This is a genomic window from Bacillus sp. PPSBB_11 (assembly GCF_038023285.1).
In the GTDB taxonomy this organism is placed as follows: Bacteria; Bacillota; Bacilli; order Bacillales; family Bacillaceae; genus Bacillus; species Bacillus altitudinis.
This window is the reverse complement of record NZ_CP150633.1, coordinates 2,659,813-2,685,124: the sequence shown is the minus strand read 5'-3', so window position 1 is coordinate 2,685,124 and position 25,312 is coordinate 2,659,813. Positions and strand designations below refer to the sequence as shown.

The following is a 25,312-nucleotide window of genomic DNA, read 5'->3' as shown; positions in this document are numbered from 1 at the left end:
CATCACCTCTTCATCTTCGGATCAAGCGCATCTTGCAAGCCATCACCTAAATTATTAAAGCAAAACATCGTCAGCGAAATAAAAAATGCCGGAAAGAATAAACGCCACCAGTGGCCATTATCTGACAGCACTGTCGGCAAGGCGTCATTGGCCATCACACCCCAGCTTGCAAACGGGGCTTGAATCCCTAAACCGAGAAAACTTAAGAATGCTTCAGCAAAAATCGCTGTCGGTACAGTTAGCGTCATCTGGACAATAATCGGTCCCATCGTATTCGGCAGTAAATTTCTGCGGATGATGCGCAAGCTTTTTGCGCCAAAGGTTTTCGAGGCAAGGACATATTCTTGGCTTTTCAGCTGAAGGACTTGACCTCTCACGATTCTTGCCATCCCGATCCAGCCTGTGACAGTGAGCGCCACAATAATAGTGACAAGCCCAGGCCCCATCAGGACCATCAATAAAATGACGACGAGTAAATACGGCAGACCGTAAAGCACCTCGACGATCCGCATCATGACATGGTCATACTTCCCGCCTTTATAGCCTGCAATACCGCCATAGATGACACCGATTGCAAAATCAATGAGAGCGGCCATCACGCCCACAAATAATGAAATGCGTGCGCCGTACCAAGTACGTGTAAACACATCACGTCCAAGCTCATCTGTTCCAAACCAGTGAGCAGCTGACGGTGGCAAGTTTTGCATAGAAAGCCGCTGTTCTGTCACACTATTCGGCGCAAGAAGTGGACCTAATACAGCCATGAGGAAAAGAAAAATCAGCACCGATAAACTAAACATAGCGAGTTTATTTTGTTTTAACCGTCGCCAAGTATCTGCCCAATACGAAAGTGAGGGTCTTTTAATGGCATGGACTTCAGATGTCTTTTGTTCTTTAGGAGCAAACCATTCATCTGGCACTTCATGCGCTTGATTCGTTTGATCATGCTGAAGGTGTATGCTCATGCCTTTCCTCCTTTCTGATGCAGCTGGATCCTTGGATCAAGCAGACGATATGTCACATCTACAATGAAAAGAAGGGTAATTAAGATGATGCTGTAAAAAACAGTAGTTCCCATGATGACAGGATAGTCACGGTTGTTAATACTCTCGACAAAGTATTTTCCCATTCCAGGGATCGCAAAGATTTTTTCAATGACAAAGCTGCCTGTTAAAATACTTGCGACAAGTGTGCCAAGGATCGTGACAACAGGTAAAAGTGCATTCCGCAGGGCATGTTTAAACACAATTTTATAAGGGGAAAGTCCTTTCGCTTTTGCAGTTCGAATATAGTCCTGCGACAGCACTTCAATCATGCTCGATCTCGTTAACCGGGCAATGATCGCCATTGGACCTACCGCCAGTGCAATGGTAGGAAGCACCATATGCATTGGACTTGTCCACATCGCTGTAGGAAAGAGTTTTACATTCACAGCAAGCTGCTGAATTAATAAGGTAGCAAAGATAAAGTTGGGTATGGATATACCGAAAACAGCAATCGTCATGGCGATATAATCAATCAAGCCATTATGCCGGAGGGCAGCCATGATTCCGAGCAAGATGCCGGAGATGACAGCAATCAAAATAGAGATAAGACCAAGTTCTAATGAGACTGGAAAACCTCTCGCCAATAAATCATTGACACTTTCAGAAGGCTTTTTAATGGAAGGACCAAAATCAAAAGTAACGATGGATTTTAAATAGATCATATATTGAACATAGAGTGGCTCGTCTAAGTGATAGTAGCTTTCGAGGTTTCGCTGGACAGTTTCGTTTGTATTTCGTTCTTCATTGAAGGGCGATCCTGGGATGACCTTCATTAAAATAAACGTTAAAGTTGTGATGGTTAAAATCGTGGCAATCATGGCAATCAAACGCTTGAGCAAAAAGCTGGCCATCTGCTGTCTCCCCCTCGCTTAACAAAATGTTGTACGTGCGGCAAGCTCTGTCATGACAAGCATCGCTTGGTAGGCTTCTAATATATTCTCTGCTTGGTACGTCACCGTTGTTGTCCCTTCGATGATGGCCGTACCCGGCATTAAATTCGCCCATTCGGCTTGTCCATAATTGGCAAACTCGATTTTCAGCACTGGCTGCTCAGGAGGCGTGAGCGGCTTCATTTGATGAATTTGTTTCATGGCAGCTTCCACTTGCTGCGAGATGAGGGTGCTCACTTTCGCTGGTGTTAAGCATTTCACAGCAGATCTTGAAATGGTTTCTTTCACCGCCACTGTTTTCACGCCAGGCATTAACTTTTCAGCTTCAAGTGCTGCTTGATCGTCTCCGCATACAAGAATGACCGGAACACCATAATAGCCTGCGACATACGCATTAAAGCCCATTTCACCAATCGGATGATCATTTATGTAAAAATGTCTGACACCAAAAATCATACTGTGAGACATCACACCTTTCATTGATGCCCTTGCATGATAGCCTAAAAAAACAGCGGCATCATACGTTTGATCTAATCCTTGGACCATTGAATAAGGCTTTACATCACCTGATATGAGAGATGCTTCCTCATGCAAATCTTCAATCAACAGATTATTCATTTTAGAATGGCTATCATTCACTAAAATATCGGTCGCCCCATGTGTAAGAAGAGCTTCTACACAGGCGTTCACTTCACCTGTCATGATTTTTCTCCCGCGCTCATAATTGTGCTGGCGGCTATCAACAAATGTATGATCAGCTAGACCAGTAATTCCCTCCATATCGACTGATAAATAGAGCTTCATCCCCATCCCCCTTTAATTAAACTTAAAATTTGTGTATATTTTTCTAAATTTTCTAAAAAATTATATGAGAACTTGATTGATTTTTCAATACAATGTCTGAAAATAAGGAAATTAGACTCAGGTAATACAGGTCAAAAGCATTGATGATAAAGGATTTAATTTACAGAAAAAACACCACTAGCTATGTCTTTAGTGGTGTTTGTCTGCTTCATCGATTTGCGATTTTAGTTGCGCATATTTTTTCATCGTTTGTGTAAACAAGTCATCGAACATTTGCGGTGCCTGCTGCTGGATGACTGCAGCGCCTTCTCCTGTAATCCCGCCTTTTGTTGCGACCCTGTTCACCGTTTCAGCAAATGTCAGTCCGTGTTCAACAAGAACTTGTCCTGTACCGAGCAGCGCATATGTTAAAAATTCATAGGCTTCTTCTAAAGAAAGCTCACTATTCCGAACAGCGGCTCTCGCCATTTCTTCAAAGATTGCTGCAATAAAGCCCGGAGAAGAGCTTGTCAAATTACTCGCCGCATCAAAGCGGTCCTCTTCCACTTCCCTGACGATACTAAAAGCTGAAAGCAGGCGGTGGAGCCGTTCTTGCGCCTCCTGCCCAGCGGTTTCACCATGCGCCACAAGGGATACACCCGTCCCTACGGCTGATGTCAAAGTGGGAATGTATCTAGACACCGGCTGATTCGTATGTTGCATTAATTTGTCTAACGTGACAGCCGCTGCCACTGATACGATATGAAGAGATGTCTTTGCGAGGCTCAGTTGATCTAAGACATCAAGTACAGCAAGCGGTGGTACACAAACAAACACGACATCACATGATGCAGAGATGTCATCTAAAGAGCAAATGTTGACATGCTGGTTCTTCTCTTTCAGCTGTTGCAGACGCTCCGTTTCACTTCGTGTATGGATCATAAACTGACTGGCATGAAGTACTCCTTTATCCAGCCATTTTTGTACCATCATATCTGCCATGCTTCCATATCCAATGATTCCAATAGTCTCCACAGTTTAATCTCCTCTATTTTGCTTAGATTCACTACTTATTTTAACAATTTCCCACAATGTTTTCATTTTTATCCCACACTTTTTTCTTACGATAAAGTCAGTATCCACCACATACGGTCAAACATCTTGAACACATACATGTAAAAATCGATGAAAGAGAGTGATCTTAATGACACAACACAAAGATGAAAAACACACTTCTTATGAATTACAAACGATTGAACAGCCGAAAAAAACACAGAAGAAGCCAAGTGGCTGGCTGAAGCCATTTGTCAGCGGGATTGTGGGCGGTACGTTAGCGTTAGGTGTTTACGTTCTAACTCCATATGCTCAGCATTCAGAAAATCATTCAACTGATTCGTCAACGAAAACAGCCGCTGTATCGACAAATGATACAAGTACAAATTCGTCAAAAACAACAGCGTCACAAACATCCAATTCGACCAGCAGTATTTCCAGTATGGTCGAAAACGTATCACCAGCCATCGTCGGCATTACAAACTATCAAACACAAAGTCAAACAACCACAGATTTTGGTGATATGAACTCACCTTTTGATGGATCACAGCAAAATCAAAACAGCAGCAGTCAAGAGCAAGAAAGCGGTACCGGATCAGGGGTTATTTTCAAAAAATCGGGCAGTAAAGCCTATGTATTAACAAACAACCATGTGATTGAAGGAGCAAATAAATTAACAGTCTCCTTGCATAATGGCAAGACGGTGGAAGGAAAAGTGGTCGGTTCTGACCCGCTGACTGATCTTGCTGTCGTCGAAATTAGCAGCAACGGCGTTACAAAAGTCGCTGAACTTGGAGACTCCTCATCCCTTCGTGCAGGAGAAACCGTCATTGCAATCGGAAATCCGCTTGGTGAAGATTTATCAAGAACAGTGACACAAGGAATTGTCAGCGGTGTCGATCGAACAGTGTCTATGGATACATCAGCTGGCGAAAGCAGTATTAATGTCATTCAAACAGATGCCGCCATTAACCCCGGCAACAGCGGCGGGCCGCTTTTAACAACAGACGGAAAGGTTGTGGGGATCACCAGTATGAAAATTTCTGAAACAGGTGTGGAAGGTATCGGGTTTGCGCTCCCAATCAATGATGTCAAACCAATTGCAGAGCAGCTTCTCACAAAAGGAAAAATCGAACGACCTTATATCGGTATCAGCATGCTGGATCTCGAACAAGTACCAGATGCTTATCAGCAGGAAACGCTTGGACTGACAAGCAGTCAGCTGGATAAAGGCGTGTACGTAAAAGAAATCGCTGCTGGCTCACCTGCTGCCAAAGCTGGATTAAAGACAGAGGATGTCATCACCGCCATCAATGGTAAAAAAGTGACAACCGGCAGTGAATTACGTCACGAGCTTTACACGAATGCAAAAGTAGGAGATACCGTCAGCATCACACTCGTTCGTAATGGAACAGAAGAAACAAAACAAGTGACATTAACACAATCTGAATCAAAGCAAGTCAGCTCTTAACGAAAAAAGCAGCTCAATTTTTATGAGCTGCTTTTTTCATGTTCACTTGATTGGGACTAATCTTTGTTCAATTTCTGCTCGTTTGTGCTCTAAAAATGGTGGAAGTGCTAATTGATCACCAAGCTCATCCACGCTTTCATCCACTGTAAATCCCGGACCGTCTGTTGAGATTTCAAACAAAATGCCGTTTGGCTCTCTAAAATATAGGGCTTTAAAATAAAAACGTTCTACAACACCAGAGTTGGTGAAACCGGCTTTGGCTATTTTATCATGCCATTTTTCAAGCTCTTCTGCGTCCGCTACACGAAAGGCTACGTGATGAACACTCCCTCTGCCAGATCGCTCAGCAGGTCCTTCTGCTTTTTCAATGACATGAATCTCTGTTCCAGCTCCGCCCTGTCCTGATTCAAAAATCGTCACGATTTCCCCATCATTTGATTGTTCACGTGCTTTTTCTGTGAAACCAAGGATGCTCGTTAACACACTGATCGTTTTATCTGCTTCTGCGACTGTTAATTCTACTGGTCCCAAACCTCTGATCGCAAAATCAGCAGGAATCTCATCATGCACTGGCGGCTTCGCTCCATCTTGCACGCTTGGTTCTACAGTCAAAAACAGCTGCTGTCCTTCTGGATCTGTAAATTTCAAGGCAGGTCTGCCGCCTCTTAAAGAAGCTGTTTCTTTCTTTACACCTTTTTCTTCAAAGCGCTTTTCCCAAAAGGTGAGTGCCTCCTCTGAAGTGACAATCAAACCTGTGCGTGAGATCGCATTTGTTCCGTCCAGCCGGCGGGCGAGCATCGGTATTTCAAAAAACGTCAGCTCTGTACCAGGTGAGGCGACCTCATCTCCATAAAATAGATGATACATCGATGGATCATCTTGATTGACTGTTTTTTTCACCAGTTTTAAGCCAAGGATTTGGCGGTAGAAATCAACGTTTTTCTGAGCATTTGCTGTTAGTGCTGATACGTGGTGAATCCCATTTATTTTCATTGTGTTCACTCCTATTATAAAATATCTCGAATTCAAGATAATATCCTTATGAATAAAATAGGTCATTTTAGAAGAAAAGTCAACCATTCGGCTGCATCTTTATTGGATGTTCGGCTTTCACCTATTAAATTAACATTAAATCGAAAATATTATTATATTGTTCGTTTTTAAGATAACATTCATCCTAATATCTCCAATAAACGAACACTTTTAAATACAAATACGAAAATCAGAAAATTTTTTTAATTCTTGTTTTCCTAAAATCGTATTACAATGAACAAAATACATGTCACAGTAACGTACGAAAGTGATGCAGGAGGTCGTGTGTAATGAACAAAGAACAACCAGCGTTAAAACAAGACATCGGCTTATTTTTTGCCCTATCTCTTGTCATCGGAACAATTATTGGATCTGGCGTTTTTATGAAGCCTGGCAACGTCCTTTCTTATTCAGGAAGCTCAGGCATCGCCTTATTCGCATGGCTGTTAGGCGGGATCTTAACCCTTGCAGGCGGACTCACAGTCGCTGAAATTGGTACACAAATCCCGCGTACTGGCGGTTTATATGCCTATCTTGAAGAAGTATACGGTGAATTTTGGGGCTACTTATGTGGCTGGGTGCAAATTATTATTTACGGACCAGCGATTATTGGTGCTCTTGGTCTTTATTTTGGTTCATTATTAGCTAATTTATTTTCTCTTTCATCTATATGGGCTACAACCATTGGCATTATCACCGTTCTTTTTTTATGTGTGATCAACATCATGGGAACGAAATACGGTGGTTTTGTCCAAGGACTGACCACGATCGGAAAGCTTGTTCCAATTGCAGCAATTATTGTGTTTGGCTTATGGAAAGGAAATGAACATATTTTCACAGCCGTCAATGAGAGTATCGCTCAGATGAACTTCGGTGCAGCAATTTTGGCAACATTATTCGCCTATGATGGCTGGATTTTGCTTGCAGCGCTTGGTGGTGAAATGAAAAATCCAGAGAAACTGCTTCCTCGCGCGATGGCAGGAGGTATTTTAATTGTCACAGCATGTTATCTCTTTATTAACATCGCCCTTTTGCATGTGTTACCAGCTGATCAAATCGTTCAACTAGGTGAAAATGCCACAAGCACAGCTGCTACAATGCTCTTTGGTCCCATTGGCGGTAAAATTATTAGTATCGGAATCATCATTAGTATCTTTGGCTGTTTGAATGGAAAGGTTCTTTCGTTCCCGCGTGTCATTTTTGCAATGGCAGAACGAAAACAAATTCCGTTTGCCAAAGCCATTTCACGCATTCATCCTACTTTTCAAACACCTTGGATCGCTGTATTTGTACAGATTTTGATTGCCATTGTGTTTATGATCGTCAGTAATCCTGAGAAGCTGTCAGAGGTTTCGATTTTCATGATTTACATCTTCTATGTGATGGCCTTTTTCGCTGTCTTTAAGCTAAGAAAACAAAACAAGGGAATGAAGCGCACTTATAGCGTACCACTTTACCCGCTCACACCGATCATTGCGATTATCGGCTCTTTCTTTGTCTTAATCAGCACCATGATCACCGATTGGCAAAGCTGCCTGATCTCCATGCTGATCGGCATTGCCGGACTGCCGATTTATTACTACATGAAAAAAACACAAAATAAAGCAGAGCGCTAAGACAGCCTCTGCTTTATTTTTTATATTGCTTAATGACCTTATAAGATTCGTTTAAATATCTCATCAGCCGGTATGGCTTACTTAAAACCCGGATGGGGAGTCTTGAAATAAATCCATTCAGATTCGCCTTATACTCCTGCGTCATCCGCTTCGGCTTTGTCGCAATTTTTTCATATACTTCTTTGTAAAATTCCTTCATGATGTCGACTTGCACACTGATCTTCTGATGACACTCTGTACACTCAACGCTTTTCATCTGATCATTCACATAAACGATGCTGTGGAGGGTCTCTTCTTGGCACCGAGTACAGTGTAGGTTTGCTTCCATTTCGGTTTTCTTCAAGATACACAGCTCCTTTCTCGTTTGATGTAGCTCTTTTTATACAATACGATAGCTGTCAGCTGTTTATTGGACAGATGCTTCCTTTAAAATAGCTGCCGCAGTTAATTCGTCGGTGACGAGCACCTGAATAAAGCCGCCGTTTAAGGCCCCTAAAATACTTTCAGCTTTATGGGTTCCTTCCACAACTGCGATGACTTTTTTCACGTTCTTTAATTGTTCTAACGATAATCCAATCACCTTTTGGTTCAGCTCATCTTGGACTGGTTTCCCTTCACCATCAAAGAAACGAAAACCAATATCACCAACAGCCCCTGATTGTCTCAACCCAGACAAATCCTCTTCTTTTAAATAACCGACTGTTTTCAATGTAGAGCCTTTATGCGGATTTCCAATACCGATCAGGGCAATATCAACATTTCTGCCTTCTTCAAGCACAGCTTCTATGTCCTGCATCGCCATCAGCCGCTCTTTTAATTCTTCTGTTTCTAAAATCGCAGGTGCATATAAATAGGAACACGTACCATTCATCTTCTTTGCCAGCTCATATGCCAGCTGATTCGCGTGAATGTCGACTGCCTGCCTGCCCATTCCGCCCTCTAAAGGAATGACTTTGACATCGTTTCTTCGCTCAAATGGATATTCCTTCACGAGCTCGGCAAGTGTGGTTCCCCATGAAATACCGATTTTCTCAGCGCCTTTCATGTTTTTAGAAAGATAATAGGCGCCCGCTTGACCGACTGCCCGTTTGACCATCTCAGACATTGTCCCGACACTTGGGACAACGACAGCATCCGTTAATTGAAAAGTTGTTTCCAGCTGCTTTTCAAGTTCCACTGTATGAATACTTTCGTCTTTAATGTACACTTCAACGATTCCCACATCTTTTGCTTTTTGTAAGAGCTTTGAAATGACTGGTCTTGAGACATTGAGCTTTTTTGCAATCTCTTGCTGCGTCCACCCGTCTGTATAATAAAGATGAGCAACTTTGACGAGCTGTCGTCTTTCTTCCCAATTCAGCATGTGACATCATCCTTTTAATATACTATGATTACCAGTATACCAAACATTCGTTTCTAATTGGAACAATTGTTATGAAAATAAAAAAAGAGCGATTAACTCTCCGCTCTTTTTCCCTCGCTATATTTAGGCTGATACGTTCTCCCGCCATCTAATAAGAGTATCTGTCCGTGCAAATAGCTTCCCTCGTCACTTGCGAGAAATAAAGTGACTCCAGCAATATCTTCTGGTTTTCCTAATCTCCCGATAGGAATAAGTGATCGAAGCTGACTTTTCTCAAGCTCAGTCGGATAGAGCGTATCAAGCATCTGAGATTCAATGACGCGCGGTGCAATGACATTGATGCGGACATGATGGGAACCCAATTCCTTTACAAGCGAACGCATGAGACCAAATGCCCCGGCTTTTGACGCGTAATACTGGATGCCGCCGCCAGAGCCTGTTATCGCAGATCCTGATCCAATAATGACAACGCTGCCTTCTTTCCGCTCACATAGATAGGGTGCTAATGCTTTGATGCAATAGAAAAGACCATATAGATTCACAGCCAGTGTCTTTTTCCAAAGTGAAAAATCAACCTCTAAAAAAGGAAGGGATTTCGTCATTCCTGCTGAATAGACAAGATGCCCAATGCCACCCAACTCCCTTTCAGCTGCTGACGCCATTTGCTGAACACTTTCCCACGATGAAACGTCAGCTTGGAACGTCAGCAGCTGAGGATGCTGTTGTTTTAAAAGCGAAAGTCCTTGTTCATCTATATCTGACACAGCTACACGATGCCCTTCTTTTAAAAAACGCTGAGCAATTTCTTTGCCGATTCCTTGGGCGCCACCTACGATGAGAACTGGTTTTTGTTGATTAGCCAGCGCTCTCACCCCCATCAAGCATAATCGCTGCTCCATCTGTAAATGCACCGTACGATGTACTTAAGAAAACCGTCATATGAGCCACCGTCTCCTTGATTTGCTCTTTGTCAGGAAGCAAATGGAGAGGCGGCGGAAGTAGTGCCAATACCCGGATGCCTTTGTCTTTAAATTCGCGCGCTAATCCTTTTGTCATGGCATTCAACATACTATTAGATGTAGCATGTGAGATCCCGCCATCACCTGTTATGCTGCCTGATGAGGAAATATTAATGATGCAGCCCTGCTTCTGATCCACCATATGCCACACAGCGGCTTGACTGGAAAGAAAGACTGTATTTACGGATCTTTCCACTTCATCGACCCATATCTCAGGACTTACGTCATCAATCTCCTCATCTGCTTTTTGCTCGGCTTGATTGACTAAAATATCAAGCTTGCCGCATGTATCGATGACTTGCCTTAGCATAAGCGTAGCATCACGCGGTGTCTCAAGCGGATTGATGACAACAGTCGATTGGCCGCCTAATTTTTCAATGTCTTCGCTTATCGACTTTGCTTTTGATTCATCACGAAAAGCGTGTATGAAAACATGTGCACCTGCCTGGGCCAAAGCCAGGCAGATGGCTTCTCCAAATCCATCTGTGCTATCTGTCACAAGTGCCACTTTCTGATGAAGCTGGACGTGCACACGGATCTCCTCCCTATCCCTTGTTTGGCATTTATTTTCTCAGCTTACTCACAATATCAAGAGCTGCTTCATAAAAGCCTTCTGAGATGGTTGGATGCGGATGAATCATTTTGGCCATCTCTTCAGCTGTTCCTTCTAAATACATAAATGAAGAAGCCTCTGATATCATCTCCGTTACGTGCGGACCAACCATTGTAGCGCCAATGACTTCACCATATACGGTATCGTACACGAGTTTAATAAAACCGGTTTGAACACCTGCTGCCAACGCTTTTCCGCTTGCAGCTAAATCAAATCGCTCTGCCCGCACATTCAGCCCTTTCGCTTTCGCCTCTTTCTCAGTCAATCCCACACTCGCTACTTCTGGCAATGTATAAATACATCTAGGAACGATGTCGTGATTCATTCTTTCAGGCTCGCCGCATATATTGCTAACCGCAACGGCTGCCTCTGCCATCGCCGCATGAGCGAGCTGATAGCCGCCGGCTACATCTCCAATTGCATATACACCTTCAGCACTTGTCTTCATCTCGTCGTTCACTTTAATAAAAGGACCATCTAGCTGAAGCTCCAGCTGACTGACAGCAGAGACATTTGGTCTTCTTCCGACACAAACTAGCAGTCTTTCAGCCGTAAAGATGTGCGTCTCTCCTTTATCGTCTGTCGCATGAATCGCTTTGACTCCTTCGCTTTCTGTTACCTCTGTCACCGTCGTTTTCTTTGCGATATGGATGCCTTTTTTCTTCAATTCTTTTTCTAGTAATTTCGAAGCTTCTTCATCTTCCTGCGGAATAATCGACGGAGCGGCTTCTATAATGGTGACTTTTGATTGGAGACTCTGGAAGATGCATGCCAGCTCAAGACCAATTACACCCCCGCCAATAATGACGACAGATGCAGGAATATCTGGGATGTCAAAGATCGTATCACTTGTGTCAAATTGAATCTCTTTGAGCCCTGGAATAGGCGGAATAGCAGGTGATGAGCCAGTGGCAATGATCAGCTCTTTTGTTTCAATCGTTTCTGACCCATCTTGTTTTTCAATGTCAATGCGATTTTTTGTCACAGCTGTTCCTCTGCCGTTATATACATCAATCTTTCCTTGCTTTAATAAAAAGGCGATTCCACCCCTGAGTTTTTCGATGACATCATCTTTACGTTTTCTCATTTTATCGAAAGAAAGAACCATCTCACCTGTTTCGATTCCCCAGCTTTTTGCTTTCTCAATGGATTCAATGACTTCTGCATGTTTGAGCAGTGTCTTTGAAGGGATACAGCCTCGATTTAAACAAGTCCCCCCTAGAAAATCCTCTTCAATCAATGCAACCTTGTGTCCACGTTCAGCGGCTTGAAGGGCGGCAGTGTACCCGCCAGGCCCACCGCCAATGACTGTCAGATCATACGTTTTTGTCATCCGATTCATCTCCTACATTAGCAATTCAAATGGTTGTTCAAGCACTTTTTTAAGGTCTGTTAAAAAGGCTGCTGCTGGTGCACCATCTACCACTCGATGATCAAATGATAAGCTGACACCCATCATTGGCCGCACCTGAATTTCTCCATCGATCACTACAGGTTTTTCTTGAATGCGTCCAACACCTAAAATCGCCACTTCCGGCTGATTAATAATTGGGGTAAACGTGTCAATGGCATACATCCCTAAGTTACTAATGGTAAATGTAGACCCCTTCAACTGGTCTGGCAGCAGCTTTTGATCGCGTGCATTTCGACCAATTTCTTTTGCTTCTTTTGTGAGCTGTTTCAGCCCTTTTTGATTTGCATGAGAGATGACCGGAACCATTAAGCCGTCTTTCACAGCAACCGCAAGACCAATGTGCACATCCTCATGGAAATGGAGCTCATTTTGTTCAAACGTCATATTGATTTGCGGATGGCGCGTGAGGACACTGCTGACAGCATGGATGATGATTTCTGTAAACGACAATCTGTAGCCTGTCTCTTTTTCAATCGCTGGGAGCAGCTGTTTGCGCACTTCTTTTGCTTTTGTCATATCAATTTCACTTGTTAATGTGACGTGCGGCGCTGTAAAGGCACTTTGTGACATGCGATCTGCGATCACTTTTCTCATCCCGGCTAGTTTTTGTGTTCTCACTGGAGCAGCTTCTGCCTTTTGTGCGCCTGCTGCTTTCACGTCACTCTTCATGATTTTTCCGTGGACGCCAGAACCAGCAACATTCGCTAAGTCGATCCCTTCACGAGCAGCCACTTTTCCTGCAAGTGGTGATACGCGCTGGCCTTTCTCGTTCGTATGAAGGGCCGCTTCGACATCCCGTTTTTGAATTCTGCCTTTTGGTCCTGTACCAGATACTTCGTGAATGGCAACTTGGTGATCTTTTGCCGTTTTTCTCGCTGCAGGAGTTGCGCGTACTTTCTCACCCACCGCTGGTTCAGCTTCAGTCGAAACAGATGGTTCAGATGGTGATGACGTTCCGCTGTCTTCAGAAGATGCTTCATCTGACTGCGCTGGCGGCTCGCTCGGTACCTGCTCATTAGCCTCTCCGATATATCCAATGACAGCATTAACTGGAATCTGATCATCTGCTTCGTAATATTTCTTTAGAAAAACGCCATCATCATAGGCTTCAACCTCGATATTGATTTTGTCTGTCATAATCTCAAATAGAGGCTCACCGATTTCAACCGAATCTCCTTCTTCTTTAAACCATTGAAGCAAGGTACCGATCTCCATCGTACTGCTTAGCTTCGGCATAAATATCTCTTTTGGCATGATCTTCTCCCCTTTACTTAAGAGCGCACGAGCTCTTTTGCTGCTTCAATAATATCTGGCACTTGTGGAATGACTGCTTTTTCCAGCGTTGGGTTGTACGGTATTGGGACGGCAAGACCGCCAAGTCGTTTAATAGGTGCATCTAAATAGTCGAAGGCTTCACTTTCCGCTATCATACTGGCAATCTCTCCGCCGTAGCCGCCTCGTTTCACTGCCTCATGCACAACGATACATTTGCCTGTTTTTTTCACAGATTCAATAATGGTTTCTTCATCTAATGGGACGAGCGTTCTCGGATCAATGATCTCGACATCGATTCCTTCCGCTTCTAGTTCCTTCGCTGCTTCGAGCGCTTTGTGCACCATAATGGCTGTTGCGACAATTGTGACGTCCTTTCCGCTTCTCTTCACATCCGCTTTCCCTAAAGGAATCGAATACTGCTCTTCTGGTACTTCACCAATTGTTTTATATAAAAGCTTGTGTTCATAGAAAATGACAGGGTTGTCATCATCCATTGCTGCTTTTAAAAGTCCTTTTGCATCATAAGCTGTTGAAGGCTGAACCACCTTTAGTCCAGGAATATGAGCCATCCACGCTTCTAAGCTTTGGGAGTGCTGCGCTGCGGCACCTGTCCCAGAACCTGCTGGTGTTCTGACAACAAGCGGCACTTTCCCTTTTCCGCCAAACATGTAACGTGTTTTCGCTGCTTGGTTTACAAGCTGATCCATTGCAATTGTAATAAAGTCAGAGAATTGTAGTTCTAAAATCGGACGCATTCCTGTCAAAGCCGCTCCGACTGCGCCTCCTGCGATGGCAGCCTCTGAAATCGGCGTATTGCGGACGCGTTCTGGACCGAATTCCTCGATCATCCCGCGCGTGACACCAAATGCGCCACCGTATACGCCGATATCTTCACCTAAAATGAAGACATCTTGATTTTTTCTCATTTCCTGACTCATTGCTTCTCGAACGGCTTCTAAATATGAAATCTCTCTCACTGTCGTGTTTGTCACGTGATTCCCCTCCTAATTAGGCGTATACATCCTCTAATAGTGTGTCAATTGATGGTTCTTTACTATTTTTCGCAAATTCAACAGATGCCTCGATCTCTTGCTTCGCTTCTTCTTGTAAACGAGCAGCCTGCTCTTCTGTCAGAACATCTAGCTCCATTAAGAGTGACTTAAAGCGTTTAATTCCGTCTTTTTGTCTCCATTCTGTCTCTTCTTCACGTGTACGGTATTTTTTCGCATCACTCTTTGAGTGACCCTTCCAGCGATACGTTTTCATTTCAATGAGTGATGGCCCTTCTCCAGCTCTTGCACGGCTTACCGCTTCATCTACTGTATTCATGATCTCAACCATGTCATTTCCATCAACTGTTTTCCCTGGCATTCCGTAGCTTTCTGCTCTTGTTGAGATGTCTTCAATGTTGATCATTTCTTTCACAGGACCAGACATGCCGTATTGGTTGTTTTCACAAATAAACACAACAGGTAAATCCCAAATGGAAGCAAGATTCAGCGCTTCATGGAAGCTGCCTTCATTTGTGGCGCCGTCTCCGAAGAAACAAAGGACCACAAAGCCTTCCTTTTTCATCTTGGACGTGAGCGCCGCACCTGTTGCAAGTGGAATACCGCCGCCAACAATTCCATTTGCCCCAAGGTTTCCTTTTTCTAAATCGGCAATATGCATGGAACCGCCTTTTCCTTTGCAGTAACCTGTTTCACGTCCGAACAGTTCAGCCATCATTTTATTGACCTCTGCACCTTTTGCAATACAGTGACCATGTCCGCGGTGTGTACTGACAATCTTATCTTCATCCTTTAACACAGCAATAGATCCAACAGCCGATGCTTCCTGTCCAACACATAAATGGGTCGTTCCATGGATTAATCCTTTAGCAAAGAATTGATCGACCTTTTCATCAAAATATCTTACTAACCACATTTGTTTATATAAATCTGCTAATTTCTCATGACTAATCTGTTCAGGCAAAGTGATTTGTTTTTGCATTTCTTCTCTCCCCTTTACATTTGTTCTTATGTGTTACATTTGTAATTATCATACGTTTAACTCTCATTGAAGTCAAGCATTTCCGTTTATTTTTTAAGCGTTTTCATCTTTTTTCAGAAAAAAAGAGAAAGGCAAAGCCCTTTTCCAAAGACCTTCTCTTTCTCTCCATCTCGTACATTCTCATTCATCTGGATACATCATAATTTTGACGCTTTCACCTTCTGGATGCCTAGCGCATTCTATCGCCTGACGAAGCTGACTTAATGGATATCGATGCGTCACCATTTTTTCTGTATGAACGACCTTTGCTTTTAAGAGCTCCAGCGCTTCACGATAATGGTATGGATGCGACGAATAAGCTCCGACTACTTTCACTTCATCATGGAAAAAACGTTCTGCTGGAATGGAGACATCCCCTTTCGGAAAGTGAGCAAAGACCAAAATCGTTCCGCCTCTTGCGACAGCTTGAAATGCTTCTTTTAAAAGCGCACTGCTCCCCACAGAAATAATAACAAGGTCCGCTCCCTTTCCACCTGTTTCTTTCATGACGCGGTTTTCTACTGGCTCAGATGCTGGATGAAAGGCGACGTCCGCCCCAAGATTTCTTGCTTGAAGGAGCCTGTTCTCATTTACGTCTGTGATCATCACTTTTCCAGCCAAATAATATTTGGCAAGCTGTAATTGAATGCAGCCAATTTGCCCCGCTCCAAGAATCAACACCGAATCTCCAGGATGAACGGGCGCCCTTTCAAAGCCGTGAAGACAGCAGGCAACCGGTTCGACCATCGCTCCTTGTTCATATGAGACGTCATGTGGGAGTTTGCCCATTGTATGCTTCACATGTAAAGCAGGAACACGAATATATTCCGAAAAACCGCCCGGCTCTACATTTGTGGCTGCAAATTGCGGGCACATTGTATAAAATCCTCTTTGACAAAAGTCACAAGTAAAACAAGGGACATGATGCGCTACATACACCCTGTCTCCCGTTTGAACATGTGTGACGTGACGGCCTGTTTCGATAATGTCACCAGCGATTTCATGCCCTAGCACTGTGCCAGGAGGTACCGTCTCATGTGTCGCTTTATAAATATCCGTCCCGCATAACCCGCAGGCACGCATTTTTAATAATACTTCATCATCACCAATGGCTGGCCGCTTCCGCTCCTCGTAACGAATGTCCTCTGAAGAATAAAAGACAGCTGATTTCATTTAGCCGCATCCTCCTTTTCATCACATGTCGCAAGACTCTGCAAGGATTGAACGAGCTGCTTGTACTCACTCATCTCACTTGAAATCCAGTAGCGTCCGCCAAATATTCGCGCAGGTCCCACTCTGACATATACTTTCCCGATATGAGGATATGGTTTTAAAAACAATTTTCCTTTAATATCGGACACGACATATGTGTGCCACCTGCCAAAAGCACCTATTTTCAGCTCATCTTCACTAATCATGATATTCGTTGGCTGATTCAGGCCAGTGATGCTAGAAAGCATAAGGATAGGCAGCGTATAGACACCTAACACAGCTAATGGCTCAGGTCCTGCCGACATCAACGTATAAAGAGACCAGAGAAAAAACACACATATTAACAAGGCCGGAAGGAAAATAGAAAACATGGCAGACGTTCGGCTATAAGCATGCTGCTGCATGAGAGCTCCTCCTTTCAAATGACATGGAAGGAGCTTTCGCAGCTCCTCCACGCAACCATCGTTCACTTAATATGATCGATAATTTTTTCAATATCCTCTTCAATGCCAAATCCCGTTAAAAAAGACAACGTTTGAATCACAGGCGTTCCTTTTGTATCACTAACAGGCGTTGTCGTCACAATTAAATCAGCACCCTCCGCTTTCTGCGGAACCTCAGATGCCTTACACTGTTCAACGATGACATCGTATCCTTTTTCCTTTAATGTCTCTTCTACCTTTTTTGCTACAACCGTTGACGTAGCAACTGCCGTTCCACAAGATACTAATATTTTTTTTGCCATGAGAATCCCTCCAGCTCATTTATTGATCTTTCTGATCTAAGCCCATTTCTTTTGCATACTGCTTTTTAATATCATTTCGCACCCAGTACCAAAGAAGCGCATATGCCAGTGCACAGACAATCGCTGCAATGAAGTAAGGGTTGCTCGGATCAAGAAGTCTCACCATGATCCAAGGAATGACGTGTGAACCAAGATCAATACCAGAGATCATATTTGCCCCTTCTGGGAAGTCGAAACCAACTGCTTTCCCCATTGTTGTGGCGAGTGGTGCAAGGTTCGTTGCAATGAAGAAAACAATCATTAAAGTAAAAATACTGTTAATGAGGCCGCGAATAATATTCCCACGAGCGGCAGCTACTGCCCATACCACTGTAAATGGCAGAACCGATAAGTCTGCAAACGGCAGCATACCATTGTAGGGAAGAACGACAGCGAGCAAAATGGTGATTGGCACCATCAAAAGGGCTACAGCCATATTGGCTGGATGACCAATGACAATCGCTGTATCCAAACCAATATAGACATTTTTTCCAGGGAAACGCTTTTGAATATAAGAACGAGCACCCTCAGAGATTGGAATAAGTCCTTCCATTAATAAAGCAACCATTCTTGGCATTAACACAAGCACTGCAGCCATTTGAATTCCAAGGGTCATGACACCTTTTGCATCATAGCCACCAAGAAGACCAATAATGATACCAAGTATAAGACCCATCACAAGTGGTTCACCAAAGATGCCAAAACGTTTTTTCAAAGTTTCTGGATCCGCATGAATTTTGTTTAAACCAGGGATTTTATCAATCACGCGGTTTGACGCATACATGAGCGGAGCGAAGTTGACCGTTTCAGCATGAGCCATCGATACGCCTTTTAATCCGAAATGGTGTTCAATCGTCGGTGCCGTCCAATCGGCTAGTTTTAGTGTAATCGCAGAAACGATTAAACCAACGGCAAGAGCTAAGAACATATTATGATAAGCGTAGTAAGTAACAGAAGCAGCGAAAATCAAATGCCAGAAATTCCAAATATCCACATTCAATGTTTTCGTAAAGTTAACAGACAGCAAAATGACATTTAACAAGAGCACAAGAGGAATCATCAAAGGAGCAACAGGTGTACCAAATGAAATGGCGGCTCCAATCGGCCAGCCGACATCTAAAATATCAAGCTTTAATCCAAGAGAATTGACCATGGCTTTGGCTGCTGGTCCAAGACCGCTTACAAGTAAATTAATGACAAGATTGACCCCGACAAATCCAATTCCGATCGTAATACCTGCACGGAAGGATTTTTTAAATCCTTGCCTTAAAATCATACCGAATAACGTCATAATAATTGGGAGCATAATTGTTGGCCCTAAGTCTAAGATGAAATCGACGGCTTGCTTGATCATACATCCACCTCCTGATTTTAAATAAAGCGCTTACATTATGTCATGAATAGCTATTGGTTTAATTCTTTTTGAAGTACATCAACAGCTTCTTCATACGATGTCATGTGAGATAAACTTGTCATCACTTCTTCTTTTCTGAAAAGCGTCATCAGTTTCTCTAACATCACGAGCTGCTTACTAGGTTCAGAGATTGCCAGAACGAACACAATTTTGGCTTGAACTGTCTCATGAGGGCTTCCCATCTTATGAAAAATAACAGGTTCCTTTAATGTCGCTACACTGATCGCCGGTTTGTTTACATGTTCAGGATCTGTATGGGGAATGGCTACCCCAAAGGTCGCAAGAGGAAGACCGGTCGGATATGTTTTTTCTCTTTCAAGCACTGCTGGTAAAAAGCTCGATTTAATATAACCTCCAGTTTCTAACCTTTCTGCTAAATAGGCAGTCACCTCCTCACTTGAAGATGCTTCGTATTGCAGCTCAATCAGCTGTTGATCTAACTCAAACAAACTGTTCAAACAACCACCCCTTTCATTTGGTATAAATATGAACACATGTAACAAAAAGAATGAACATTTTAAAATAGAACCTTTTTTAAAGCGCTTACAAATAGATGTTTTATAAAATGTTCAGTACTGTTACCTTTGTAAAGATATTATAATATTCGAAATTATAAGTCAATGTTCCTAGGAAAATTTTTATAAAAAAAGATGCAGCTTTTTGCCGCATCTCTTTCATTACATCACATCAACTTCTTGTTAAATATGGCTTCCTATATCTAAAAATTCAGCTACAAAAAGGTTGTCTGTCTGCTCTGCCATTTCTTTTTTGGTGCCGATTTTTTCGATTCTGCCCTCATTCATCACCACAACACGATCAGCGATATCAAACGCTTCTTCTTGATCATGCGTCACAAAGATGGTCGTCATTTGAAATTCTTGATGAACTTTTTTCAGCCAATGTCTTAAGTCTTTTCTCACCTTTGAATCTAGTGCACCAAAAGGTTCATCTAAGAGAAGAGCTTTCGGTTTAACGGCTAGAGCACGTGCGAGTGCTACACGTTGCTTTTGTCCACCTGACAGCTGCTCTGGATAACGGTGTTCATACTGCGTTAATTGAACAACTTTCAGCAGCTCATGCACCCGCTCTTTGATGTCTTTTTTAGGCAGCCTTTCTCCTCTAGGTTTCATCTTCAATCCATAAGCCACATTATCAAATACCGTCATATTTCGAAAAAGCGCATATTGCTGAAAGACAAAACCAATTTGCCGTTTTCGCACTGGAATGTGAGTATAATCCTGTTCTCCAAATAAGATCTGCCCTGTATTCGCATCATCAAGCCCTGCAATAATTCTTAATAAAGTCGTCTTACCTGATCCAGATGGTCCTAATAAGGATATTAATTCCCCATTTCCGATCGTCAAATCCACGTTTTGCAAAACCTTCGTCTGCCCAAATTGCTTTGATATTTGTTTCGCTGTAATCCCCAAGGCTGATCCCTCCATTTATTTTGAACGCTTGCCAAGCCTGTGATCTCTCTGCTGAATGATCTGCTTGATGATTAATGTGATGACCGCAACAAACGCCATGAGAGAGGCCACGGCAAAAGCCGCTTGGAATTGATACTCGTTGTATAGAATTTCTATATGAAGCGGCATTGTATTTGTCATTCCGCGGATATGACCGGATACAACTGACACTGCACCAAATTCACCAATCGCCCTTGCCCCTGCTAAAATGGCGCCGTAAAAAAGGGCCCATTTTATATTTGGAAGTGTCACAAGGAAAAAGGTCTTCCACCCACTGGCACCAAGCGTAAGCGATGCTTCTTCCTCATGAATGCCTTCATTTTGCATAAACGGAATTAACTCTCTCGCAACAAAAGGAAATGTCACAAAGATGGTCGCAAGAATCATCCCCGGTACAGAGTAAATCACTTTCCATCCATTTGCTAAAAGCCACGGTCCTAAAAGTCCATTTGAACCAAATAAAAGTACAAATACAAGTCCTGCAATGACAGGTGACACCGCAAACGGAAGATCAATGACAGTTGTTAACAAACGTTTTCCCGGGAAATGAAATTTTGTGATGAGCCAAGCAGCACTGATCCCAAAAATCATTTGAAGCGGCAATGTGATCATCACAATGAAAACAGTCAATTTAATTGCCGCAAGCGTGTCTGGATGTGAGATGGCAAGAAGATAAGAACTCCATCCTTTCTCAAAAGCCTTTGAAAACACAGCAATCAACGGCATGAGTAAAAACAAAATCAAAAAAGCATACACCACACTAATCAACATACTCTTCACCGCTTTTGATTCCGTCACAGGACTCCTGTACTTGATGCGGTGCTCTTTAAGAAGCTCCCTTTCCAATCGTCTCACCTCACTTCCACTTGTTTTTTCCGCTCGACAAACCACTGCAATCCGTGAATCAATAACAAAATGACAAATGATAAGAGCAGCATGAAACAGGCAATGGCTGCGGCACCTTGATAATCATACTGCTCAAGCTTAGACATGATCATCAGTGGTGTAATCTCTGTTTTAAACGGAATATTTCCCGCTATAAACACAACGGAGCCATATTCACCGAGTGCTCTTGCAAATGCAAGAGAAAATCCAGTCATTACCGCTGGAAACAAGGCAGGCAGCAGTACATGAAAAAAGGTCTGTTTTCTTGTAGCACCAAGTATGGCTGCGGCCTCTTCCACTTCCTGCTCAAGCCCCTCAATGACCGGTTGAACCGTTCTTATGACAAATGGAATGCCAATAAAAATCAGTGCCAAGATAATCCCGAGCGGGGTGTATGCCACCTTCACATGCAAAAATTGCCCAATCCACCCATTCGGAGAATAAAGAGTCGTCAAAGCGATGCCAGCCACTGCCGTTGGAAGAGCAAACGGCAAATCGATGAGGGCATCCAGGATGTTCTTTCCTGGAAACGAGTACCGCGTGAGAACCCATGCGATCAGTACACCGAAACCTGCATTGATGAGTGCAGCTGCAAAAGAAGTCGTAACCGTAAGCTGCAGCGACTTTAGCACCCGCGCATCACTAAAGACATTCCAAATTCCTTCTGCTCCTAATGAAGCCGTCCAAATAAATACCATAGATAAAGGAATCACGACAATCGCACTGACATAAACAAGTGTCACTCCGAGACTCAGCCCGAATCCAGGCAATACACGTTTTCTTTTATTGGCGGCAGTATAGCCTTTCTTCATCACGTCGCCCCCTATTTTTGTCCGCTATATATTTGATCAAATAATCCGCCATCATCAAAAAATCTTTTCTGCGCCTTTCGCCATCCGCCAAATGCCTGATCAATGGTCACCATATCAATCTCTTTAAATTGATCTTTATATTTGTTTAGCACTTCTTGATTTCTTGGTCGATAATAATTTTTCGCCGCAATTTCCTGTCCTTTTTTAGAATACAAATAATCTAAATAAGCCTTTGCCACTTTCTCTGTTCCTTTTCGTTTCACATTTTGGTCGACAACGGCAACGGGCGGCTCTGCTAGAATACTAATGGAGGGACTGACAATCTCAAATTTGTCTTTGCCTAATTCATGCAGTGTCAAATAGGCTTCATTTTCCCAAGCAATTAACACGTCACCAAGACCGCGCTCGACAAAAGTTGTTGTGGCGCCACGAGCACCTGAATCGAGCACCTCGACATGTTCATATAACTTTTTCACAAAATCCTTCGTTTTTTCTTCATCCCCATGAAAGGTTTTATCTGCATATGCCCATGCGGCTAAATAATTCCATCTTGCACCGCCTGACGTTTTTGGATTTGGTGTGATGATAGATACACCTGGCTGAATCAAGTCATCCCAGTCTTTAATATTTTTGGGGTTTCCTTTCTTCACAAGAAACACAATCGTAGACGTATAAGGTGTGGACTGATTCGGAAATTCTTTTTGCCAATCCTTTGAAAGTAGCCCTCGATCTGCAATGGCATCAATGTCGTATCCAAGAGCAAGTGTAGCCACGTCTGCTTCGAGTCCATCAATAATCGATCTCCCCTGCTTACCTGACCCTCCATGAGACTGCTGTATTGTCACATCTTCACCGGTTTTTTCTTTCCAATAAGTCTGAAAGGCTTGATTGTATTCCTGATACAATTCACGGGTAGGATCGTATGACACATTCAACAGCTCAACCTTTCCCTTTTGATTTGAGGCTTCATTCGCATTTGAGCATGCAGCACTTGTGATGATGAAAAGTGTGATCGCAATAGACATCCATATCCATTTTTTCACGTTATCCGCTCCCTTTCACATTGAATAGTGACACCAACCTTGCCGTTTTCAGTTCTATACGCAAAAAAGGCCCTCAGCGATTGAAGTACAAAAAAGTCCTGTACGTCAATGCCAAGAGCCTTCGGTTGTCCGATCAGCTATGTATGATTGATGTTAGTCTATATATTATTCAAACTATTCACAGGTGTCAACTGTGTTTTTATTTTAATGAAAAAAAGAAACGCCTTCTTGATGAGGCGCTTCTTTTCCCGGGAAATGCTATTGATCTGCAGCTACCTTTAGATTGACACCAACAGCAGTTCCATTTCTCGTAGAATCAGCTACTCCAGTGAATGTCCCTGCTTTTCGATCAATCAGTAAAGCTTGCACATTCCCTATATCAATAGGTGAACTGCCAAACTGGTGACCCATATCATTTAACTTTGTTCTTACATCTAGAGGGACGCCTACTTCATAACGATACGAAGTTAAGCTGTTTGTGTAGATTCTTGGCTCTTCTACCGCATCCTGAAGCTCCATGTCATATTCAAGTAAATTGAGAATCGTCTGTGAAACAGAAGCAATGATCGTCGTTCCACCAGGAGATCCAACAGTCATGACAGGCTCTCCATCTTTAAAAATGATCGTCGGGGTCATACTTGATAATGGACGTTTATTTGGCTGGACTTCATTTGCACCGCCAGGTCGTGCATCAAAATCAGTTAGTTCATTATTTAAGAAAAATCCATACTCTGGAACAAGAATCCCTGTACCAAATAATTGTTCAATGGTAGTGGTGAATGACACAACATTTCCCCACTGATCTGCAACAGTAAAATGGGTCGTCTCACCAATGGTTTTATCTTCTGGCTGAGGAACAATTGGGGATGGATTTTTTTCATCCTCATATGCCCAAGGATCTCCTTCTTTCGGGCTGCGATTCATTTGATCTAATTGAATGAGAGAGGCTCTTTCTGAAATGTAATCATCGTCTAGTAGTCCTTTTAGTGGAACATCTACGAATTCGGGGTCGCCGGCATATGCGGCTCTGTCAGCATAGGAGAGGTGCATTGTTTCAGCAAGTAGCTGATATTTTTCGAATGATTTGGGGTCATACTGAGACAGGTTAAAATGGTCAAGTATTTTGAGAATTTGTAGCATAAACACCCCGCCTGAGCTTGGTGGAGGCATGCTTGCAAGCTGATATCCTTTATAGTCTCCCCAGATTGGCTTGTCAGTCTTGACTTCATAACGTTTGATATCTTTTGAAGTCATCGTCCCGCCAAAATCTTGAACTGTATTTGCAAGTGCCTTTGCTACTTTTCCTTCATAAAACGCTTTGCTTCCTTTTTTCGCAATGAGTTTAAATGTTTTTGCAAGACCTGGCTGGACAAGCAGATCTCCTTCTTCGAGCGGCTGATCATTCGGAAGAAAAATTGGCGCTGCGGCCGTTTTTTTCAATTTTCCTTGATGATCATCAATCGCTTTTGCCAAGACAGAATCAATTTCAAAACCATCTTCTGCAAGTTGAATGGAGGGCTCAATCAATTCCTTCATAGAACGAGTACCCCACTTATCTAATGCAGCTTCAAGACCTTTTACAGTCCCTGGAACACCTACCGCATTTCCATGTGTAGATCGCTCAGCAAACGGAATCACTTTTCCATCATCTGTTAAAAACATGTCAGGTGTTGCGCCCTGTGGTGCTCGCTCTCTGCTATTGATGATGGAAGTTTCCTTTGTCTTCCCATCATATACCATCATAAATCCGCCACCGCCAATTCCAGACATCATTGGCTCTGTTACGTTAAGTGCGTACTGAATGGCAACAGCAGCATCCACTGCGTTCCCACCTTTTTTCAATACGTCAGCACCAATCTCCGATGCAAGCGGATGTGCAGTAGCCACCATACCATCTTTGCCAACAGCTACTTTATTCCCATGAGTTTCGTTTGCAGTGACTTGGCTGACCGGCAGGAAAAACGAGAAAACAAACAGACATATGGACAAAACAGTTAGAGAAATGCGTTTCATGAACAACACCCCTTCCATATTCTTACTTTGACCTTACCGACTTCTTGACCAGAATACAATAGATTATTCTAAAA

The 25,312-nt window shown here is 43.0% G+C and carries 25 protein-coding genes; 2 read left to right on the top strand and 23 right to left on the bottom strand.

Features of this window, described 5'->3' with window-relative positions; translation table 11 throughout:
* Nucleotides 1–2 precede the first annotated feature (2 nt).
* The 4 genes from V7L95_RS13065 to proG all read right to left on the bottom strand — a co-directional run bounded on the left by V7L95_RS13065 (nt 3) and on the right by proG (nt 3,754).
* Entirely contained in the window at nt 3–965 is a 963-nt protein-coding gene (locus V7L95_RS13065) for an ABC transporter permease (protein WP_017359137.1), read from the bottom strand.
* Nucleotides 962–1,897 (bottom strand): ABC transporter permease, encoded by a 936-nt coding sequence (locus V7L95_RS13060; protein ID WP_008346233.1) that lies wholly within the window; start codon nt 1,895–1,897, stop codon nt 962–964. The genes V7L95_RS13065 and V7L95_RS13060 overlap by 4 nt, the downstream gene beginning before the upstream one ends.
* Before the next feature lie 18 nt (nt 1,898–1,915).
* On the bottom strand, nt 1,916–2,740 hold the full coding sequence (locus tag V7L95_RS13055) for a M55 family metallopeptidase (protein WP_025207215.1): 825 nt from the start codon (nt 2,738–2,740) through the stop codon (nt 1,916–1,918).
* Nucleotides 2,741–2,929: 189 nt separating this feature from the next.
* The gene (gene proG, locus V7L95_RS13050; protein WP_025207214.1) at nt 2,930–3,754 is read right to left on the bottom strand and encodes a pyrroline-5-carboxylate reductase ProG; all 825 of its coding nucleotides are present in this window, start codon (nt 3,752–3,754) and stop codon (nt 2,930–2,932) included.
* A 169-nt stretch (nt 3,755–3,923) separates the two neighbouring features.
* On the opposite strand from proG, the gene V7L95_RS13045 reads away from it, so the two are divergent.
* Entirely contained in the window at nt 3,924–5,243 is a 1,320-nt protein-coding gene (locus tag V7L95_RS13045; RefSeq protein ID WP_025207213.1) for a trypsin-like peptidase domain-containing protein, read from the top strand.
* 42 nt (nt 5,244–5,285) lie between these two features.
* On the opposite strand, the gene V7L95_RS13040 is transcribed toward V7L95_RS13045, so the two are convergent.
* Entirely contained in the window at nt 5,286–6,236 is a 951-nt protein-coding gene (locus V7L95_RS13040) for a ring-cleaving dioxygenase (RefSeq protein WP_025207212.1), read from the bottom strand.
* A 329-nt stretch (nt 6,237–6,565) separates the two neighbouring features.
* On the opposite strand from V7L95_RS13040, the gene V7L95_RS13035 reads away from it, so the two are divergent.
* Nucleotides 6,566–7,891, top strand: coding sequence for an amino acid permease (locus V7L95_RS13035; RefSeq protein ID WP_035392321.1), 1,326 nt, complete (start codon nt 6,566–6,568; stop codon nt 7,889–7,891).
* A gap of 13 nt (nt 7,892–7,904) precedes the next feature.
* Here the strand turns inward: V7L95_RS13035 and V7L95_RS13030 are convergent, their stop codons facing one another.
* The 18 genes from V7L95_RS13030 to ggt all read right to left on the bottom strand — a co-directional run bounded on the left by V7L95_RS13030 (nt 7,905) and on the right by ggt (nt 25,238).
* Entirely contained in the window at nt 7,905–8,234 is a 330-nt protein-coding gene (locus V7L95_RS13030) for a hypothetical protein (RefSeq protein ID WP_008358910.1), read from the bottom strand.
* Between the two features lie 63 nt (nt 8,235–8,297).
* Entirely contained in the window at nt 8,298–9,254 is a 957-nt protein-coding gene (locus V7L95_RS13025; RefSeq protein ID WP_017359143.1) for a sugar-binding transcriptional regulator, read from the bottom strand.
* A gap of 92 nt (nt 9,255–9,346) precedes the next feature.
* Nucleotides 9,347–10,132, bottom strand: a complete 786-nt coding sequence (locus V7L95_RS13020; protein WP_024719604.1) for an SDR family oxidoreductase — start codon at nt 10,130–10,132, stop codon at nt 9,347–9,349.
* Nucleotides 10,110–10,805: an SDR family NAD(P)-dependent oxidoreductase gene (locus tag V7L95_RS13015; protein WP_024719603.1), complete on the bottom strand. Its 696-nt coding sequence runs from the start codon at nt 10,803–10,805 to the stop codon at nt 10,110–10,112. The genes V7L95_RS13020 and V7L95_RS13015 overlap by 23 nt, the downstream gene beginning before the upstream one ends.
* Nucleotides 10,806–10,836: 31 nt before the next feature.
* A complete protein-coding gene (gene lpdA / locus V7L95_RS13010; protein WP_079920519.1) occupies nt 10,837–12,219 on the bottom strand; it encodes a dihydrolipoyl dehydrogenase in 1,383 nt (460 codons plus the stop codon).
* 12 nt (nt 12,220–12,231) lie between these two features.
* Complete coding sequence (locus V7L95_RS13005; protein WP_108611577.1) at nt 12,232–13,554, bottom strand: dihydrolipoamide acetyltransferase family protein; 1,323 nt, start codon at nt 13,552–13,554, stop codon at nt 12,232–12,234.
* A 17-nt stretch (nt 13,555–13,571) separates the two neighbouring features.
* Nucleotides 13,572–14,552 (bottom strand): alpha-ketoacid dehydrogenase subunit beta, encoded by a 981-nt coding sequence (locus tag V7L95_RS13000; RefSeq protein ID WP_026050078.1) that lies wholly within the window; start codon nt 14,550–14,552, stop codon nt 13,572–13,574.
* A 31-nt stretch (nt 14,553–14,583) separates the two neighbouring features.
* Complete coding sequence (gene pdhA / locus V7L95_RS12995) at nt 14,584–15,567, bottom strand: pyruvate dehydrogenase (acetyl-transferring) E1 component subunit alpha (RefSeq protein WP_008346257.1); 984 nt, start codon at nt 15,565–15,567, stop codon at nt 14,584–14,586.
* A 180-nt stretch (nt 15,568–15,747) separates the two neighbouring features.
* A complete protein-coding gene (locus V7L95_RS12990) occupies nt 15,748–16,779 on the bottom strand; it encodes an alcohol dehydrogenase catalytic domain-containing protein (RefSeq protein ID WP_056704882.1) in 1,032 nt (343 codons plus the stop codon).
* Nucleotides 16,776–17,222 (bottom strand): hypothetical protein, encoded by a 447-nt coding sequence (locus V7L95_RS12985; RefSeq protein ID WP_056704883.1) that lies wholly within the window; start codon nt 17,220–17,222, stop codon nt 16,776–16,778. The genes V7L95_RS12990 and V7L95_RS12985 overlap by 4 nt, the downstream gene beginning before the upstream one ends.
* A 62-nt stretch (nt 17,223–17,284) precedes the next feature.
* Nucleotides 17,285–17,563: a PTS sugar transporter subunit IIB gene (locus tag V7L95_RS12980; RefSeq protein ID WP_008346262.1), complete on the bottom strand. Its 279-nt coding sequence runs from the start codon at nt 17,561–17,563 to the stop codon at nt 17,285–17,287.
* 19 nt (nt 17,564–17,582) lie between these two features.
* Nucleotides 17,583–18,956, bottom strand: a complete 1,374-nt coding sequence (locus V7L95_RS12975; RefSeq protein ID WP_007498866.1) for a PTS transporter subunit IIC — start codon at nt 18,954–18,956, stop codon at nt 17,583–17,585.
* Between the two features lie 50 nt (nt 18,957–19,006).
* Nucleotides 19,007–19,474 (bottom strand): PTS sugar transporter subunit IIA, encoded by a 468-nt coding sequence (locus V7L95_RS12970; protein ID WP_008346265.1) that lies wholly within the window; start codon nt 19,472–19,474, stop codon nt 19,007–19,009.
* Between the two features lie 240 nt (nt 19,475–19,714).
* On the bottom strand, nt 19,715–20,446 hold the full coding sequence (gene cysA / locus V7L95_RS12965; protein ID WP_340966717.1) for a sulfate ABC transporter ATP-binding protein: 732 nt from the start codon (nt 20,444–20,446) through the stop codon (nt 19,715–19,717).
* Nucleotides 20,447–20,461: 15 nt separating this feature from the next.
* Complete coding sequence (cysW, locus tag V7L95_RS12960) at nt 20,462–21,331, bottom strand: sulfate ABC transporter permease subunit CysW (RefSeq protein WP_017359152.1); 870 nt, start codon at nt 21,329–21,331, stop codon at nt 20,462–20,464.
* 5 nt (nt 21,332–21,336) lie between these two features.
* Nucleotides 21,337–22,182, bottom strand: a complete 846-nt coding sequence (gene cysT, locus V7L95_RS12955) for a sulfate ABC transporter permease subunit CysT (protein WP_017359153.1) — start codon at nt 22,180–22,182, stop codon at nt 21,337–21,339.
* An 11-nt stretch (nt 22,183–22,193) separates the two neighbouring features.
* The gene (locus V7L95_RS12950; protein ID WP_076822030.1) at nt 22,194–23,207 is read right to left on the bottom strand and encodes a sulfate ABC transporter substrate-binding protein; all 1,014 of its coding nucleotides are present in this window, start codon (nt 23,205–23,207) and stop codon (nt 22,194–22,196) included.
* Nucleotides 23,208–23,483: 276 nt separating this feature from the next.
* Complete coding sequence (gene ggt / locus V7L95_RS12945; protein WP_017359155.1) at nt 23,484–25,238, bottom strand: gamma-glutamyltransferase; 1,755 nt, start codon at nt 25,236–25,238, stop codon at nt 23,484–23,486.
* Between the last annotated feature and the right edge of the window lie 74 nt (nt 25,239–25,312).